Here is a 17,510-nt window from a genome sequence, read left to right as displayed (position 1 = left end):
ATGACGTTATATAAACAACTTGTCGCGGGCATGATTGCGGTGATTTTGATGTTATTGATTTCGGTGTTTATCATCGAATTCAACACAACACGAAGTAACCTCATTCAACAACAACGCTCTGAGGTGAACAACACCATCAATACCGTGGGGTTGGCTTTAGCGCCCTATTTGGAAGACAAGGACCAAGTGGCCGTTGAATCAGTAATCAATGCGCTTTTCGATGGCAGTAGCTATTCGATTGTGCGCCTGATCTTCCTAGACACTGGCGATGAAATACTCCGTTCATATCCGATCAAACCAAACAATGTGCCTAAGTGGTTCACTAACCTTAACTTGTTTGAGAAGATCCATGATCGTCGGGTCGTGACCAGTGGTTGGATGCAACTTGCCGAAGTTGAGATTGTGAGTCACCCTGGGGAAGCCTACACCCAGCTATGGCTTGCATTTGAGCGTCTAGTGATTGCATTCTGTATCATCATGCTCATTGGCTTGTTCTCTATCTCATTCATCCTCAAGCGTGCGCTGCGCCCTCTTCAACTTATCGTCAATAAGATGGAACAGGTTGCTAAAAACCAGTTTGGCGAGCCGCTACCAAGACCTGCAACCCAAGATCTCATCTATGTTGTCGATGGTATCAACAGCATGTCGGCACAACTTGAAAAGTCGTTCCAAGCTCAAGCAAAAGAAGCACAACAACTGCGTGAACGCGCCTATATCGACCCTGTTTCACAACTGGGTAACCGCGCATACTACATGAGCCAACTTAACTCTTGGATTGGTGAAGGCGGTATTGGTGGTGTGGCGATTTTAGAAGCGAGTTTTATCCGCGAATTGTATGATGACAAAGGCTACGAAGCAGGTGATGGCATGGTTCGTGAGTTAGCCGATCATCTTAAAGTTTCTCTCTCTTCACCAAACGTGACACTCGCGCGTATCTCTACGGAAGAGTTTGGTTTCATCTTACCGAATACCGAAGAACCCGATCTCAAACTCATCGCAGAAAGTATCGTTACTTATGTCCAAGATATTAATGCCGACCCAACTGGTATGGCTACGTCTAACTTGGCGTTAGGTGTTGTTTACAACAAAGCCTCCACCAGCTCGTCTGAATTGTTAACCATGCTCGACAACGCTCTGGCCAATGCAAAATCAAATCCAGAGCTGAGCTATGGTTACGTCACAGGCGAACGCAGTGAAGGGCTGATGGGTAAACAGCAGTGGAAAAACTTGGTGGAAGAGGCCATCAGCAACGATTGGTTCAGTTTCCGCTTCCAGGCCGCTAATGACAGCTGGGGTAAGGCTTACCACCGAGAAGTGTTCTCTGCGATTGAGAAAGATGGCGAGCGATACAGTGCAAACCAATACCTTTTCGCTCTTGAACAGCTTAACGCCAGTCATCTGTTCGATGAGTACGTTATCGAATCTATTGTCAAAAGACTTGAATCTGGAGAGTTTGAAGAGCCGATTGCCATCAACATTGCACAGAGCAGCATTTCACAACCAAGCTTTATTCGTTGGGTAACGCAACTGCTTAACAAGCACAATTCAATCGCGTCATTACTGCACTTTGAGATTCCAGAAAACTGCTTTATCAACTCTCCGCACCATACGGCGCTATTCTGTAATGCCGTCCGTGCTGCTGGCGCAGATTTTGGTGTTGACAACTATGGACGTAATTTCCAATCATTGGATTACATCAATGAATTCCGTCCAGCTTATGTGAAGCTTGATTACTTGTACACGCATCACCTTGATGATGAGAAACAGAAGTTCACTCTGACTTCGATCTCTAGAACCGCCCATAACTTGGGCATTAAGACGATTGCATCGCGTGTCGAAACTCAGACGCAGCTGGATTTCTTATCAGAACACTTTATTGAAGTCTTCCAAGGCTTTATCGTAGATAAATAACAATATAAAGGTATAGCATGCAGGATCCGCTATTAAACTCGCTTATCTACGTCAGTCGATACTACGGTTTAGCAAACTCTCCAGAGGCACTCATCAATGGCTTACCGCTTTCAGACGGTAAGCTAACCCCTTTTCTTTTCCCGCGTTCCGCTGAACGCGCAGGCTTAGTGGCGAAAGAAAACCGATCGGCATTGACCGACATATCTCAATTAGTCCTTCCGGTGGTGTTGATACTCAAAAGTGGCGATGCTTGTGTATTGAACAGCATCAATGACGATAGGAGTGAAGCCGAAATCGTAACCGGAGCGTCAGGCTTGGTACCCATTTCGATTCCACTCAAGGAATTGGAAGAGCTCTACATAGGACGCTACTTTCTGGTCAAAAAGCAGTTCCGCTATGACGAACGCTCCCCTGAAGTACTCAAGACGCGTGAAGGGCACTGGTTTTGGGGAACGATCTGGCAATCGAAAAAGATCTATCGCGATGTACTTATCGCCTCGATTCTGATCAACTTATTCGCCATCGCCGCGCCAATGTTTACTCGTTTGGTCTACGACAAAGTCGTGCCTAACCTAGCGTTTGAAACCCTGTGGGTTTTGGCCAGCGGTATCTTTGTCATCTTCTTGTTTGACTTAACCCTCAAGTTACTGCGCAGCTACTTTATTGATGTAGCCGGTAAGAAATCCGACATACTGATCTCCTCGAAACTGTTCAGCAAGGTAATGGGAATTCGAATGGAAGCTCGTCCGGCTTCTGTCGGTGCCTTCGCCCGACATTTGCAGGAGTTTGAATCGATTCGTGAGTTCTTTACTTCGGCGACTATAGGCTCTTTGATTGACCTGCCTTTCGCGATTCTGTTCCTGATCTTGATCTGGCTGATGGCAGGTAACTTGGTGATCGTGCCTATCGTCGGTGTATTAATTCTGGTTATTTACTCACTACTGATCCAAGGTCCGCTTCGACACACCATCGAAGAGGGTTCACGCTTGGCGTCGCAGAAGTATGCCAACCTGATTGAGAGCTTGTCTGGCCTAGAAACGGTCAAACTGTTTGGTGCACAAAGCCAGTTCCAGTTCCGCTGGGAAGAAGCAGTGGCTCACATGGCGAACTGGAACATTAAGAGCCGCAGAATCACAGATGGGATTCAAAATACCGCAGGCTTCGTTCAGCAAGCTTCTAACGTCGGGATGATTATACTGGGTGTTTACTTGATCGCAGAAGGAGACCTTACAATGGGTGGCCTAATCGCGGCGACCATGCTCAGTGGCCGAGCAATTGGTCCTATGGTTCAACTGTCTCTGCTATCGACCCGCTACAACCAAGCAAAATCGTCAATGACCATCATTGAGCAGGTGATGTCGATGCCAGATGAGCAGGAAGAAGGCAAACGCTACATCCACCGCCCGATTGTGCATGGCAAGATTGAACTGGATAAGGTGACGTTCCACTATCCAGATTCACCGATAGCCTCTATCCGTGATTTAAGTTTGACCATCAACCCAGGTGAAAAAGTCGCCGTTATTGGTCGAATAGGTTCCGGTAAGACCACGCTAGAGCGATTGATAATGGGGCTTTACAAGCCGACCGAAGGTCATGTGCGTATCGATGACACCGATATTGATCAGCTGCACCATATTGATATTCGCCGTAACATTGGCTGCGTGCCGCAAGACAGTCAATTGTTCTATGGCAGTATCCGCGACAACATTACGCTTGGCCGTCCACTCGCCGATGACCGTGATGTTCTCGATGCAGCGAACCGTGCTGGTGTTACCGTGTTTACTCAGCAGGACCCTGCCGGTTTAGAGAGACAAGTCGGTGAAGGGGGTATGTTGCTATCTGGCGGTCAACGTCAGGCAGTCGCCATTGCCCGTTCACTGCTCGGTCGTCCTCCAGTATTGCTGATGGATGAGCCTACCAGTGCGATGGATAACCGCTCAGAAATGCACATTAAGCAGCAACTAGCCCAACTTAAGGCGAGTGAAACCTTGATTCTAATTACCCACAAGACGTCGATGCTTGATGTGGTTGACCGCGTCATTGTGATGGAAAAAGGCTGTATCATTGCAGACGGTCCGAAATCGGAAGTTCTTAACAATCTGAAGCAAGGTAAAGTGAGAGCCGTCAACTAGTTAGTTGTTTTGGCTAAATTTACAACATTAAAAGCCATTCGGAACCGAATGGCTTTTCATTTAAATAACTATTGATCTAAGTTATTGTGCAGAGCAGTCAGCGATACCGACTTGTTTCCACACTCCCCATTGTCCGGAGTTCAATGGGTTCTCTCCAATGTTTGCATACCATTTGTTTTCCCATACATAACCTTCCCATACTACCTGAGTACCTGAGTTTGGATAAGGAATGGTGGCATCCCACAAGTTGTCACACTGACCACCAGTGCCCGTTGAGGCAGCGACAACAACCGTACTTGATGCCGCCGTCGTAGCCTGACCATCACTAACCGACACAGTGAATATCAATGAAGTATCCTGACTATACTCTGGCGCAACAAAACTCACTGACGCTCCGTTGATCGTCGCCTCGAGACCCGCCGGGATTTGCCAGCTGTAAGTAAGAGGATCGTTATCTGCATCTGTTGCTGAGGCGGTGATTTGCACCACATCACCCTGACTTGCATTAGCAGGTGCCGAAACTTCTACTACAGGAGCGTGGTTTTCAACTGGCTGATCGGCTGGATTAACAGTGACATTGACGGTATCAGTGGCGACCGCACCCTCGTTGTCAGTAACGCTCAATTGGAATGAAAGTGTTTCCGCTTGAGTGACTTCAACAACATCGAAGCTTGCTAAAGCTGAGGCCGCTCCGCTCAGGCTGACAGACGTACCCGCCGTCTGTGTCCACTGGTAACTAACGATGCTGCCATCACTATCACTAGAAGCACTGCCATCAAGTGTCACACTTGCAGGGCCAACAACCGTAACATCCGCTCCGGCGCGAGCAATTGGATTGCGATTATCAGGCGTTACACTACCGTCAGCCAGACCCTCATGCATTGCGTTTAAGATATCACCATTATCTGCATCCAGTTCCCAAGAGAAAAGACCAGCAAGACCAAGTTGACGTACATAGTTACCTTTAGCAATCACAGAACGCGAATCATCAAAAGTAATTAATTTGCCAGTACTTGGGTTCCATACCCACGGTGCTTGTGCTTGATCATCATAACCATACTGGAAGCCATTAATGCCTGTATTATCCGCACCCAGCATGTAAGACTTAATGCCTTTGTAATCAATCACACCCGCTTCCCAGACACCTTGAGCAGTAGTGCCTGTTAGAGGACCACTACCTGTACCTGTCATTGGGTCAGTTGGATCGGACAAGGTATCCGGAGTCACACCGTCCCAGCCACGGCCATACATCGCCGCACCCAGCACAAGTTTGTTCGCTGGAACACCTTGCGCCAACAGAGCCTGAATACCATTGTCTGCCGTGTATGCCGGACCTTTGTATGCTTCACCATTCTCATCAACACCGCTACCATCACACTGGCCCGGGCGCATAAATGTGCCACAGTAAAGCGCCGTCTGATGTCCTGGAACATTGTTCCAACCACCATAGAAGTCATAGGTCATGGCAAAGATGTAATCCATGTATTGAATTGCATTGCCATAATCGACATCTTCAATCTTATCGTAGCCAACACCAATCGCAGACGTCAGTTCATAAGTGCGTCCAGTCTCCGCTTCCAGATCATCAAGCATAACGCGCAGTTCCTGCATCAAAGCGATGTAAGCAGGGCCATCATTAACTGGGTCCCCTAAATCCGCAGCGGCACCGCCACCACCTGGGAATTCCCAGTCAATATCAACGCCATCATAGAACTTCCATGTTTTCAGGAATCGTTTTACGGAGGCGACAAAAGTGTCTCGATTGGCTTTGGTGGTAAAGTCGAAAAATGGGTCGGAAAGTGTCCAACCACCAATTGAAGGTATGATTTTAAGATCTGGATTACGCTGTTTAAGCGCCATTAACATACCGTAGTTGCCCTTGATTGGCGTACTGTACTCATGGCCTGCCTGAGTGAAGCTTTTCTGATAAGCAGCCCATGGGTCGTGAATGACAACTTCATAGTCAGACATTCCCTGACAAGCGGTGGTAAGCGCTTGGAAACTATTTCCGCCTACCGCTTTAAGTGACTCATTCGGGCCACAAATTGGGATAAATCCGTAAAGAATGTGAGTAAGGTTATCCGCTGGAATATTATCTACGGTGAAGTCTCGACCATAAATACCCCACTCTACAAAGTAAGTACCGACGACGGTATTAGGGTCGGTATTATAAGACTTGTTATTGGCATCAATGTTCATCTGCAACGGCGCTAAATGAGCGCCATCAGTATCAGCAATAACGATCTCTGCGGGGTCACTGGTGCTACAGACTGTAGCGTCACATGCTTCAACGGTAAGCTGGTAACGACCAGCTTGGCTATAGGTGAAGCTAGCAACGGTTTGTGCGCCATTAATCGGGCCAGTCGCGACTTGCTGACCATCAAAGTAGATCTTATACGTGTCACCAGTAACACTGCTACTCCACTGGTTAAACTGAATAGCGATGTCGACCAGTTCGCTATATTGGACCATCTGGTCATAGCCAGAAGTGGTTTCCATTGCTAATTGAATTTTCGAAAACTGAAGATCATTCGAACCATTTTTATCCACTATCGGCACTGCAGGCGCCGCCACTGCTATGCCCGACATCGCCAATACGATACTCGCGGCACACAAAGTTATACGATTCATACCTATTTCTCTCATTCCTTGTTTGTCGACTCTAAAATTAGAGTTCAATCTGCTCCCCACAAAACAGAGAACATCCCGACAAGTATTTAAGAAACTTCCGTTATTTAGGTATGACGATAACTACGACTTTCGAGTGAAAGTCAGAAATTAACAATTTGTTATCAGGTTGTTGCATCACAAAGAAGACATTGTCCCAAAAACCAACAGTTAGCATTAAGTATTATAGTGATAGATCTATTAGATAATTTTCAGACTATAAATCTATTTATCAACAACAAAGAGATACATAAAACTGCCGCACTCAACGAGTACGGCAGTTATTTAGTAGCAAAATTTGCAAGAATTTACGGATTATTTCGACTTAAACCGCGCCGTGAAATGACGCAGAACGGGCGGCTCATATTCAAAAGTAAGCCCTTTTAGCTCATGTGCACGCTCTTTTAACTCGATAATCGCATCCGCAATGTAATCCATATGATCGTTGGTGTAGACGCGGCGCGGAATCGTCAAACGCATTAGCTCGAGCTCCGATGCTTTCTGTTCCCCAGTAGCAGGATCACGACCTAACAATAATGAACCAATCTCGACAGCTCGAATTCCGGCTTCTAGATATAAAGCATTACACAGTACCTGAGCAGGAAACTCATCGGCTGGGATATGTGGAAGAATCTTCGCAGCGTCGACAAAGACTGCATGTCCACCCGTTGGATACTGGATTGGGATACCTGCCTCTCTTAGTCGTTCACCCAAATAGGCGACTTGACTGATACGATAGTGAAGATAGTCCTCATCAGCACCTTCATACAGACCACGAGCTAAGGCCTCCATATCACGTCCCGCCATACCGCCATAAGTAACGAACCCTTCCATTGGAACACAGCGGGTACGCACGGCCTGAAACAACTCTTCATGATCTCGGATACAACACAGACCACCGATATTCACCATGGGATCTTTTTTCGCAGACATCGTCAGCATGTCGCCGTACTGGTACATTTCGCGAATGATTTCTAACATCGACTTATCTTGATATCCCGCTTCTCGTTGCTTTATAAAATAAGCATTCTCACAGTAGCGTGCGGAATCGATCACCACTGGAATATCATTCTTTGCCGCAATCTCATAGACAGCACGCATGTTTGCCATCGAGACAGGTTGACCACCCGAGCTGTTGCACGTAACCGTAGTGATGATGGCACAGATGTTTTCAGCGCCATATTCAGCAATAGTGGATTGGAGCTTGTCGAGATCAAAGTTACCTTTCCAATCATATGGCGTAGTGGTGTCAAAGGCATGTTTATCAACCACGTTGATTGCCTTGCCACCGTTCAACTCAATATGACCCGCCGTTGTATCAAAGTGATAATTAGAGATAAAAACCGGATCTTTACCGCCACGTACGGCTTTCATACGTTCGATCAGCGCCGGAAATAGAATCTGTTCAGCACCACGCCCTTGGTGGGCAGGAACGGTAAGCTTATAGCCAAAGAAATGTTCCACAGCGGCACAAAGATTGTAGTAGTTACGGCTACCAGCATACGATTCGTCCCCCATCATGAGACCGGCCCACTGATTATCACTCATAGCACCGGTTCCAGAGTCGGTTAACAGGTCGATATAGACGTCATCACTTCTAAGCAAAAATGGATTTAATCCTGCTTCGTTCAACACTTTAACACGATCGTCATATGTCGTCATTTTGATCGGTTCAACCATTTTGATACGGAAAGGTTCTGGGATACGTTTCATTGTGAATTTCCTTTAGATAGATCTGTTCGATTCGCGATGTCATGTCGCGAATGAGTTTAGTTAAGATGTATTTAATTAGGCGCGAGCGCACCTGAGGGAATTAACGAAACGTTGACTCTTTATTGAGTAAAGATAGGGTGTAGTCAATGTTATACCATGACGACAACACTAGTCTGTTGTCTAACATATTTGTATATGCCACAGCATCATCCTCCTGATTCATTGAACACTTCATTGAGTATAGCGGAAACAAAACACCAGTTACCGTGAAACATAGCTCAAATTTATCACTCGCAACGCGCACTCATATAAGTGACATTACGCTTTGATGAATTTTTCAAACTTCTCACATTTGTTTATTGAAATCATTGAATGAGCTAGGCACTCTCTTAAACAATAAATGCCTGTTTACTAGGAAACAAAAATGAAAATTAGAACCACACTACTTGCCGCTGTAACGCTAGGTATCAGCGCCACTGCTGCTGCGGATGTCACAATCGCAATTCCAGACACCATTGATGTTTTGGTGGTTAACGACAGTAAACCCGATGTCTCTGGCAGTATTTTTTCGGCCACCAAGACCCTGACCCTACCCGATGGTGAAAACCAAATTTTGTTCAAGTACCAGCCCTATTTCGATCAAGGCAAAGACCGCATCATTCTAGAAAGCGATCCCATCATTGGTACCTTTACCGCAAGTGATACTCAGCTCGAGTTTGACTTACCTAAATATCGCAACGAGCACGACGGCGCGAAGCAAATTCGTAACCTTGAATGGGCATTGATCGATACCAGTGGGCAAGCGATCGAAATGAAGCAAGACAAACTGGTGAAAGATGGTATGCAGATTGGGCGCAACCATCAAATTGAACTGGCGGATTACAACCGAAGAGGCGGAGTTGCGGCAGTTTCAACTACCGCAGTGGTTGCCGTCACTCTTCCAGCTAAACTGGATCAGAAAAACGTTCAAGTTGGAGACAATACCGCTGAAGAGATGCTCCATTTTTGGTACAGCAAGGCCGACGCGGAGACTCAAGCTCGCTTCAAAGCCTTTATCAACAAGCAGTAATTTCATCTGTGCCAGCGGCTATGTGACCGCTGGCTCATCGTAAGACTGCCCAATTGAGATTCGGTAACACTCTGCGGCGTTTGCGACCAAGCAGCCAAACACTTGCTTATCTAACTTTCCTTTATCAACTAAGTCACCAATAATGCTGATTGCATTCTCCAGCGGCAAACCTGCTCGATAGGGTCTCGACTGAGTGAGCGCTTGAAAAACGTCTGCAACCGCAACCAGTCGGCTAGGGCCATCTAAGCTTTCGGCTGTCAGTCCTAGAGGATAACCTGACCCATCAAGTCTCTCATGGTGGTTAGAGGCCCACTGAATCACTTTCGAGTTAGTAAACATACTTTGTAACGCATGCCTAGAGTCCGTAGCATGGCGCTTAATACACGCATACTCCTCATCAGTCAGTGCACTCGGTTTATGCAAGATAGAGCTTGGCGTTTTAAGCTTGCCAATATCGTGAATCAGACCAGCGAGATAAAGCGTTCGACTAGTTTGGTTGGAGTACCCCAATTTTCGAGCGATAAACTCGGTCAGCTGGGCTACGTGTAACGAATGCTGATAGGTGAACGAACTCTTCGCATCAACAAACTGAGCATATAGCAATCATCTTTTAAGTCTGTTAGTTTAGACCGAAACAAATATGCAAATGAGACACTATGTTTAGCCAAAAAATTGATGACGATATTTCTATCGCCCTTGTCCAAGAGTCGTTCGCACCACAGTACACATCATTGATTCAAGAACAGATAGACTATCTGTCACAATGGTTGGCATGGCCTCAGCACTGCAATAGTGAGCAAGATTTTTGCCTATTTGTTCAACGAGCGTTGCACGAGTATGCAGATGGAAAATCTATGACTTGTGCGATTTTCTATCGGGGAGAACTGGTTGGAAACTGCAGTTTCAACAGCATCAATTACGATACGCTATGTGCTGAAGTTGGCTATTGGCTATCTCAGCACCATCAAGGCAAAGGAATCATGACTCGAGTCGTCACATTCCTGATTACATATGCGTTTGAGCAACTACAGCTAGAGAAAGTACAACTTTCTGCTGCAGTAGATAACCAAGCCAGTCGGCAGGTGGCTGAAAGGGTCGGAATGACGTTAGAAGGAATCCTGACTAATCAGGAGAAAATTGGATCACGTATTCTCGATCACGCCATCTATGGTATCAAGAACAGTCCAGCTCGCTAGGCTTGATAATGAGCACATTTTTACTCGTTATCTCATAGATTTATGGCGTTATGTGCTAGCATTGCACTCGCTATAAATCCTAGAGATGGACATCATGCCTACCATTGCAAAGTTACTGCTAATCATTGCCGCTCTTGGTGGCGGTTTCTTTGCCAGTGACCTAATTTCTTGGTTCCAATCGACTAAACAATCAATTTCTCTTGATCAATACTGTTTGCTAACAACCAACAGCTGCCAACATAACGAAGTGGCGATATATGTCGACAAAGATACCAGTCAGCCATTAGTCCCAACCCAAATCGATGTTACTTGGCCGCAATCCGACAGTGAATATCTTCTCTTGTCCCTGCAAGGGTATGAAATGGACATGGGAACCGTGGTCTTCAAGCTGGATAAAACCCCACAAGGTGGCTTTTCTGGTCAGATAATCCTGCCTGTTTGCACAACCGGGGCAATGACTTGGTATGGTACGGTCAGCGATAGCAAAGAATCAATAAAAATCTCAATAAGGATGGAACGATGAGTCGTAATTGGTCGTTAATTTTAGTCGTCGCATTTGTGCTCGGTTTTGGGCTAAAAAGCTACCTTGATCAACAACCTAAATCAGCGTCAGTAGAACAATCTGATTCGAAGGTGGTGTTATTTGGAGAAAATAATCAGCCTGTTGACCTGTTCGACAGCCAGGATTCACGTATACGCGTTGTTTACTTTGGCTTCACTCGCTGTCCTGACGTTTGTCCAACTTCGCTTGCCATGTTAGCGGGTGCGTTAAACCAAGTCGATGACGAGGTGAAAAAACAGTTTCGGCCAATATTTATTTCCCTTGATCCGGAGCGTGATGCCGCCTCTGATTCTTACAAGTACGCACAATATTTCCACCCGATGATCGAGGGGGTATCTGCGCCACTTGAAGTAACGACACCGCTTGCCCATAAATATGGCGTTATTTTTCGCAAGACCGAGTTAGAAAACTCGCAGTTGAAATACACGCTCGATCACAGCTCTTATTTCTATTTCCTAAAACCAGATGGTACATTGATTACCAAAGTGCCACACACACTGACACCAGCTCCGCTGGTCGAAACCTTTAAAACTGTTATCTCAGAAGGATAGTTGAATGAAACTTAAAGCCCTCTTACTAGCAACATTGGTTCTAAGCCCACTGGCTCACGCTAAAATGGACATCATGGCACATCACGCTTATGCGCGCGCGACGCCACCAACAGCCGTTACGAGCGCCGTATTCGGTGAGTTTATGAACAGAGGTGAACAAGAGCGCTATATTGTCTCTGCTACAACCGAAGCGGCAGGCAAGGTTGAACTTCACGATGTGATTAAAGAGGGTGAAGTCATGAAAATGCGTCAGATTGACCGCATTACCATCCCTGCGAAAGGAAAAGTTGAGTTAAAACCGGGTAGCTTGCACATCATGTTATTCGATCTCAAACAGCCACTAGCGGAAAATCAAGAAATCGACGTCCAACTCACGTTCGCGAATGGTGAACAATACACGTTCACCGCACCAGTGAAAAAAGTCATGAGCGGAATGCAACACAAGCACTAAAAATAGTGACGATCAGAGGTGGGCATTCGCCCTCCTCTTTTGCTAGAATTGCACAAAACTGAAACAGTTCCATAGGAGGATACGATGATTGTACTAACAACCCACCCGGCAGGAACGGCGAAGCTTGGTTAATTAAAACTCCCCTTCCCTTCTCATTGCCCGGTGTATATCAAACCGGGGTCTTAGACCCTAGCAAATCTAATTAATAGATACAGATTTTCTGTAAGCTTGGGGCATATATGAATACCAAAGCACAACCAGCAATGTCACTAACGACACTTGGCTGGAACAATCTTTTTCAGCAACAGTTAACACTTGAAGATATCGAACACCAACGAATCGCCGCTCGAGTCATTGAGCACCATCGAAGCGGATATAAGTTGCTGTGTGAGTCAGGCGAAATCAACTTAGAAATTCACAAGTCTCTACCTTCCATGACGGTAGGTGACTGGGTTTTGCTCGATGTTGACTCGCGATTCGTCCGTCTGTTAGAGCGTCAGTCGCTCTTTCAACGCAAAGCGGCCGGCAGTAAAGTCTCTGAACAACTCATTGCCGCAAATGTGACGTCGCTGTTTATTGTTTGCTCATTGAATGATGACTTCAACCTCAGCCGGATCGAACGATACTTGGCTATCGCACATGAAGCAGAGGTAGATCCTGTTATCGTCTTGACGAAAGCAGACCTAACCGAGCAACTCGATGAGAAAAAAACACAAGTTCAAAAGCTAGACCCTCTGCTAATGGTAGAGTCAGTCAATGCATTGGACTATCAACAGTGTCAACGTCTTCTTGCTTGGTGTAACAGCGGTAAAACCGTCGCGTTTATGGGCTCTTCAGGGGTCGGCAAGTCAACCTTAGTCAACAGTTTATTGCAGCAACAGGCGCAACAAACGGGTGGAATCAGGGAGAGTGATAGTAAAGGGCGCCATACGACAACGAGTCGTTCTTTGCATTTCATGCCAAGCGGCGCAGTGCTCATTGATACTCCTGGAATGCGCGAACTCCAGTTGGTTGACTGTGCCGATGGCGTTGCAGAAACCTTCTCTGACGTAGAATCTCTTGCTGCACAATGCCGCTTCTCAGACTGCCAACACCAAGACGAACCGGGTTGCTGTATTCGTCAAGCGATTGAATCGGGTCATCTCGAGCAAAGAAGGCTGAATAACTACCTTAAACTTATCCGTGAGCAACAGCACAACAGTGCAACTATTGCGCAAAAACGAGCCACATATAAACAACAGACTAAATATTACAAGAGAGTGCAAAATGCTCACCGTAACCAGAAACACGTGAGCGACTACTAAAACATAAAGGGGGCACTCGCCCCCTTTTTGTTATTTACCAATTTAATACACATTTAAAACATATAATTCACATAAAATGAATTATCTTAATTTTTCATGCTACTTTTCAATTAATCCTAGACACATTATTTCAAGTCGCTAGTATTAACGACTCAGTTAGCAATAACTGAGATGACTATAAATTCATAAATCTATTCATTGCAGGGATAACTATGCAACACAACTCACTCATTGCGCGCTTTGCACGTGGCAATCTGGTACTGCAGATCCTAGCTGGCATCGTTCTTGGTGTTGGTCTGGCAACTGTATCTCCAGAGCACGCGAAAAGTGTCGGTTTACTCGGAAGCCTGTTTGTCGGTGCACTTAAAGCGGTTGCACCAATTCTTGTGTTTATTTTGGTCGCGGCTTCGATCGCTAATCAAAAGAAAAACCAACATACCTACATGCGTCCAATCGTGGTTCTTTACCTTTTCGGCACATTTACAGCAGCGTTAACCGCTGTTGCATTGAGTTTCCTCTTTCCAACCACATTGACGCTAGTATCAGGTGCAGAAGGGGCTACACCGCCTCAAGGCATTGCTGAAGTACTTAACACTCTTCTATTCAAGCTAGTCGATAACCCAGTTAACGCGCTAATGAGCGCGAACTACATCGGTATCCTTGCATGGGCAGTGGGTCTTGGTTTGGCGCTTCATCACGCATCTGGCACCACTAAAGCAGTATTTGAAGACCTTAGCCACGGCGTTTCACAGATCGTTCGCTTTATTATCCGTTTAGCACCATTTGGTATCTTCGGCCTTGTCGCTTCCACACTGGCGACAACCGGTTTCGAAGCTTTGGCTGGCTACGCTCAACTACTCGCGGTTCTTTTAAGCTCTATGGCGATCATTGCGCTGATTGTTAACCCACTCATCGTGCTGGTTAAGACTGGAGAGAATCCATACCCACTTGTTCTGCAATGTATTCGCGAAAGTGGTGTTACGGCATTCTTTACTCGCTCAAGTGCAGCAAACATTCCTGTCAACATGGCACTATGTGAAAAGCTTAAGCTTGATGAAGATACTTACTCAGTTTCTATTCCTCTTGGCGCTACCATCAACATGGCGGGTGCCGCGATTACTATCACAACGCTAACACTAGCAGCAGTTCATACCTTAGGCATTGAAGTGGATCTTATGACCGCATTGCTATTGAGTGTTGTTGCGGCAATTTCAGCATGTGGCGCATCAGGCGTAGCAGGTGGTTCTTTGCTATTGATCCCGCTAGCTTGTGGTTTGTTTGGAATTCCAAACGAGATTGCTATGCAGGTTGTCGCGGTTGGCTTCATCATTGGTGTGGTTCAGGATTCGGCAGAAACGGCTCTAAACAGCTCAACTGACGTTGTCTTTACCGCAGCGATTTGTAAATCAAAACAAAAAGAAGCACTTAAATAACTAAGCGCCTCTTCGCGATAAAAAAATGGCCTCATTAAAGAGGCCATTTTTATTTCTTATCCATTGGTGACTGTGAGTAATCCAACCGCTCTTGTGGTGGTTCTGCATCTGGTTGTTCGGTGAGGTTCGTTTCGTCAACTTGCTCGACACTCTCTGCATCAAATGTGGCTGTAACGGGTGGTGAACCTTGTTCACTGATAGGAATCGAACGCTTATACAGTTTGTTAAGAGCCTTGATGACAGAGTGCTTGTTCACTTTGTTATCACGAATCTTCTTAATCATCGGCTTGGCAAGGCTCTGCAACCCGACGACAGTATCCACACCAATATTAAGTGCCACTTGATCACGTAGTACACGCGCCGAGTCGTGGCCTAATTGACCCGCAAGAAACAGCCAAATATAAGCAATCGCATTTCCATTGGGACGTTGATCCATCCATGTCTCGCCAGCCTTATACATGGCTTCCAAGTGACCTTTTTCTGCCGCGCGTTCCAACCAATAAACGCCTAAATTGAAGTTACTTGCAACACCGTAACCTCGTATGTAGTTCATTCCCAACTTCATACGGCCTTCATTGCTTTTCAATTCAGCCGCTCGACGATAGTAGCCCGTTGAACGAGATCGACTCTTTTGTGGGTTACTGTCAGCAAGGCACCAATCACCGAGAAACAACATGGAACCAATATGGTTTTGCTGTGCAGCGGATTCCAATATGTCTACCGCTTTTGGTCGATTCTCTTCGGTACCTCGCCCATAAAACAGCGACTGAGCCATTTCATATTTATGCTCTAAGCTACCTTCACTCGCGGCGATACAAATTTGCCAAAATTTAGACTGCTCACGAAGAATCACGTCTTGCTTCATTTTATTGCTAATGCGCACAACGCCGTACATGCCTGTTACGCTGTCCAGTTTCGCGGCTTTGGTGTACCAGTAGATCGCTTCTTTCGTCCGAGTCCGTTCAGCCTCTTTCGCCAAATAAAGAATCGTAGGGATATGTCCTCCCTCAGCCCTCATTATCCGCTCTTCGTGTTCCTGCTTTCGATGCTTATCCATCGCTTTACGATGAGCAACTTCGCGTTCTCTGCGCTCTTGTTCTAAGCGTTTCTTGCGGATGGACAAAGCGAGCATCCACATAAACATGCCTAGTAACAAAAGCCCGGTCGCACCAATCGCGATCCCAATAATATTCATTTAGTCTTCTTTGTTGTCTTTATATTTATAATAAACACTGTATCGGCAGTGAGCTCAATTATTTGAACTTTACCATCATACCTGAATAACTAAATACTCGCATAAAGTACCTTGGCGTAAAGCATTTCATTTGCATCACAACGTGATACGTGTCGCTATTAACCCAGTTGCTACTACCTTAGTTTTAGCCTTGAAATTTTCATTCGTTGAACCTCCTTTTTGGTGTTTTTTTATACTAAGCAAACGAATACAAGCTAAGATCTCTACACCTAAACTGACCAATTCGAGAAAAATTGACCAAAAACAATAGCAGAAGGTAGAAACTTATTTTATAATGCGAATTAATGTTTCAGGGCATCATAAATTCCAATATTAGGGGCACAAAATGAGACTTATCCCGTTAAACAAAGCAGCACAAGTCGGTAAGTGGGCAGCAGCACACATCGTGAAACGCATCAACGATTTCAAACCAACAGCTGAGCGTCCATTCGTATTAGGCCTACCAACTGGTGGCACTCCTCTTGCGACATATAAAGCACTTATCGAACTTTACAACGCTGGTGAAGTAAGCTTTAAGCACGTTGTTACATTTAATATGGATGAGTACATTGGTATCCCTGCCGATCACCCAGAGTCTTACCGCTCTTTCATGTACAACAACTTCTTTAACCACATCGATATCCAAGACGAAAACATCAACCTGCTTGATGGCAACGCTGCGGATAACGAAGCAGAGTGCAAGCGCTACGAAGACAAGATCAAGTCTTACGGCCGTATCAACCTATTCATGGGTGGCGTGGGTAACGATGGTCACATTGCCTTTAACGAACCTGCATCTTCTCTCTCTTCACGCACACGTATTAAAACGCTAACTGAAGATACCCGTATTGCAAACTCGCGCTTCTTTGATGGCGATATCAACCAAGTACCTAAGTACGCACTTACTATCGGTGTAGGTACACTGCTAGATTCAGAAGAGATCATGATTCTTGTTACTGGCCACAACAAAGCACTAGCACTTGAAGCAGCAGTTGAAGGTTGTGTTAACCACCTATGGACAGTATCTGCTCTACAGCTACACCCTAAATCGGTGATTGTTTGTGACGAGCCAGCAACTCAAGAACTAAAAGTGAAAACAGTGAAATACTTCACTGAACTAGAAGCTGAAAACATTAAAGGTTTCTAACGCATTTTTCATGCTGTGACTAACACAAAAAATCCGAGCATAGCTCGGATTTTTTATTCGTGTTGATTAGCTCTCGGGAAACTCACCTTTCGCACCTAGATCGGCACTTGCGGTCCAATGCTCATTTGGGTCAAAGGTTT

General features: G+C 45.7%; 13 protein-coding genes and 1 pseudogene. 10 read left to right on the top strand and 4 right to left on the bottom strand.

Going from position 1 to position 17,510, the window contains the following annotated elements:
* Both ACQEXR_RS00285 and ACQEXR_RS00280 read left to right on the top strand, forming a co-directional pair.
* Entirely contained in the window at positions 1-1,911 is a 1,911-nt protein-coding gene (locus ACQEXR_RS00285; RefSeq protein ID WP_138970872.1) for a bifunctional diguanylate cyclase/phosphodiesterase, read from the top strand.
* Between the two features lie 17 nt (positions 1,912-1,928).
* Complete coding sequence (locus ACQEXR_RS00280; RefSeq protein WP_426950828.1) at positions 1,929-4,043, top strand: type I secretion system permease/ATPase; 2,115 nt, start codon at positions 1,929-1,931, stop codon at positions 4,041-4,043.
* Positions 4,044-4,124: 81 nt separating this feature from the next.
* On the opposite strand, the gene ACQEXR_RS00275 is transcribed toward ACQEXR_RS00280, so the two are convergent.
* Both ACQEXR_RS00275 and ACQEXR_RS00270 read right to left on the bottom strand, forming a co-directional pair.
* Entirely contained in the window at positions 4,125-6,674 is a 2,550-nt protein-coding gene (locus ACQEXR_RS00275) for a glycosyl hydrolase family 18 protein (protein ID WP_427019575.1), read from the bottom strand.
* Between the two features lie 351 nt (positions 6,675-7,025).
* A complete protein-coding gene (locus ACQEXR_RS00270) occupies positions 7,026-8,423 on the bottom strand; it encodes a tryptophanase (RefSeq protein WP_427019574.1) in 1,398 nt (465 codons plus the stop codon).
* Between the two features lie 424 nt (positions 8,424-8,847).
* On the opposite strand from ACQEXR_RS00270, the gene ACQEXR_RS00265 reads away from it, so the two are divergent.
* Positions 8,848-9,492 carry a DUF2057 family protein gene (locus ACQEXR_RS00265; RefSeq protein ID WP_331418179.1) on the top strand — a complete coding sequence of 215 codons (645 nt, stop codon included), beginning with the start codon at positions 8,848-8,850 and terminating at the stop codon, positions 9,490-9,492.
* An 18-nt stretch (positions 9,493-9,510) separates the two neighbouring features.
* Here the strand turns inward: ACQEXR_RS00265 and ACQEXR_RS00260 are convergent.
* Positions 9,511-10,086, bottom strand: a pseudogene (locus ACQEXR_RS00260) (HD-GYP domain-containing protein); the annotation flags it as partial.
* A gap of 62 nt (positions 10,087-10,148) precedes the next feature.
* Here ACQEXR_RS00260 and ACQEXR_RS00255 point away from each other — a divergent pair.
* The 6 genes from ACQEXR_RS00255 to sstT all read left to right on the top strand — a co-directional run bounded on the left by ACQEXR_RS00255 (position 10,149) and on the right by sstT (position 14,989).
* Positions 10,149-10,688 carry a GNAT family N-acetyltransferase gene (locus ACQEXR_RS00255; RefSeq protein ID WP_331418180.1) on the top strand — a complete coding sequence of 180 codons (540 nt, stop codon included), beginning with the start codon at positions 10,149-10,151 and terminating at the stop codon, positions 10,686-10,688.
* 94 nt (positions 10,689-10,782) lie between these two features.
* Positions 10,783-11,211 (top strand): hypothetical protein, encoded by a 429-nt coding sequence (locus ACQEXR_RS00250; RefSeq protein ID WP_331427766.1) that lies wholly within the window; start codon positions 10,783-10,785, stop codon positions 11,209-11,211.
* Complete coding sequence (locus ACQEXR_RS00245; RefSeq protein ID WP_331427765.1) at positions 11,208-11,801, top strand: SCO family protein; 594 nt, start codon at positions 11,208-11,210, stop codon at positions 11,799-11,801. Before ACQEXR_RS00250 ends, ACQEXR_RS00245 begins: the two co-directional genes overlap by 4 nt.
* A gap of 4 nt (positions 11,802-11,805) precedes the next feature.
* On the top strand, positions 11,806-12,252 hold the full coding sequence (locus tag ACQEXR_RS00240) for a copper chaperone PCu(A)C (RefSeq protein WP_138970864.1): 447 nt from the start codon (positions 11,806-11,808) through the stop codon (positions 12,250-12,252).
* Positions 12,253-12,491: 239 nt separating this feature from the next.
* Positions 12,492-13,556: a ribosome small subunit-dependent GTPase A gene (rsgA, locus tag ACQEXR_RS00235; RefSeq protein ID WP_331427764.1), complete on the top strand. Its 1,065-nt coding sequence runs from the start codon at positions 12,492-12,494 to the stop codon at positions 13,554-13,556.
* Positions 13,557-13,768: 212 nt separating this feature from the next.
* Entirely contained in the window at positions 13,769-14,989 is a 1,221-nt protein-coding gene (gene sstT / locus ACQEXR_RS00230) for a serine/threonine transporter SstT (RefSeq protein ID WP_427019573.1), read from the top strand.
* A 49-nt stretch (positions 14,990-15,038) separates the two neighbouring features.
* Here sstT and ACQEXR_RS00225 read toward each other — a convergent pair whose 3' ends face one another.
* The gene (locus ACQEXR_RS00225; protein WP_427019572.1) at positions 15,039-16,184 is read right to left on the bottom strand and encodes a tetratricopeptide repeat protein; all 1,146 of its coding nucleotides are present in this window, start codon (positions 16,182-16,184) and stop codon (positions 15,039-15,041) included.
* Between the two features lie 385 nt (positions 16,185-16,569).
* Between ACQEXR_RS00225 and nagB the strand changes: the two genes are divergently transcribed.
* Positions 16,570-17,370, top strand: a complete 801-nt coding sequence (gene nagB, locus ACQEXR_RS00220) for a glucosamine-6-phosphate deaminase (RefSeq protein WP_269375152.1) — start codon at positions 16,570-16,572, stop codon at positions 17,368-17,370.
* Positions 17,371-17,510 lie beyond the last annotated feature (140 nt).

Source organism: Vibrio sp. TRT 2004, assembly GCF_050113735.1.
Classification (GTDB): domain Bacteria; phylum Pseudomonadota; class Gammaproteobacteria; order Enterobacterales; family Vibrionaceae; genus Vibrio.
Note: the sequence above shows the minus strand (reverse complement) of the source record. Positions and strands in the feature narration are given on the sequence as shown.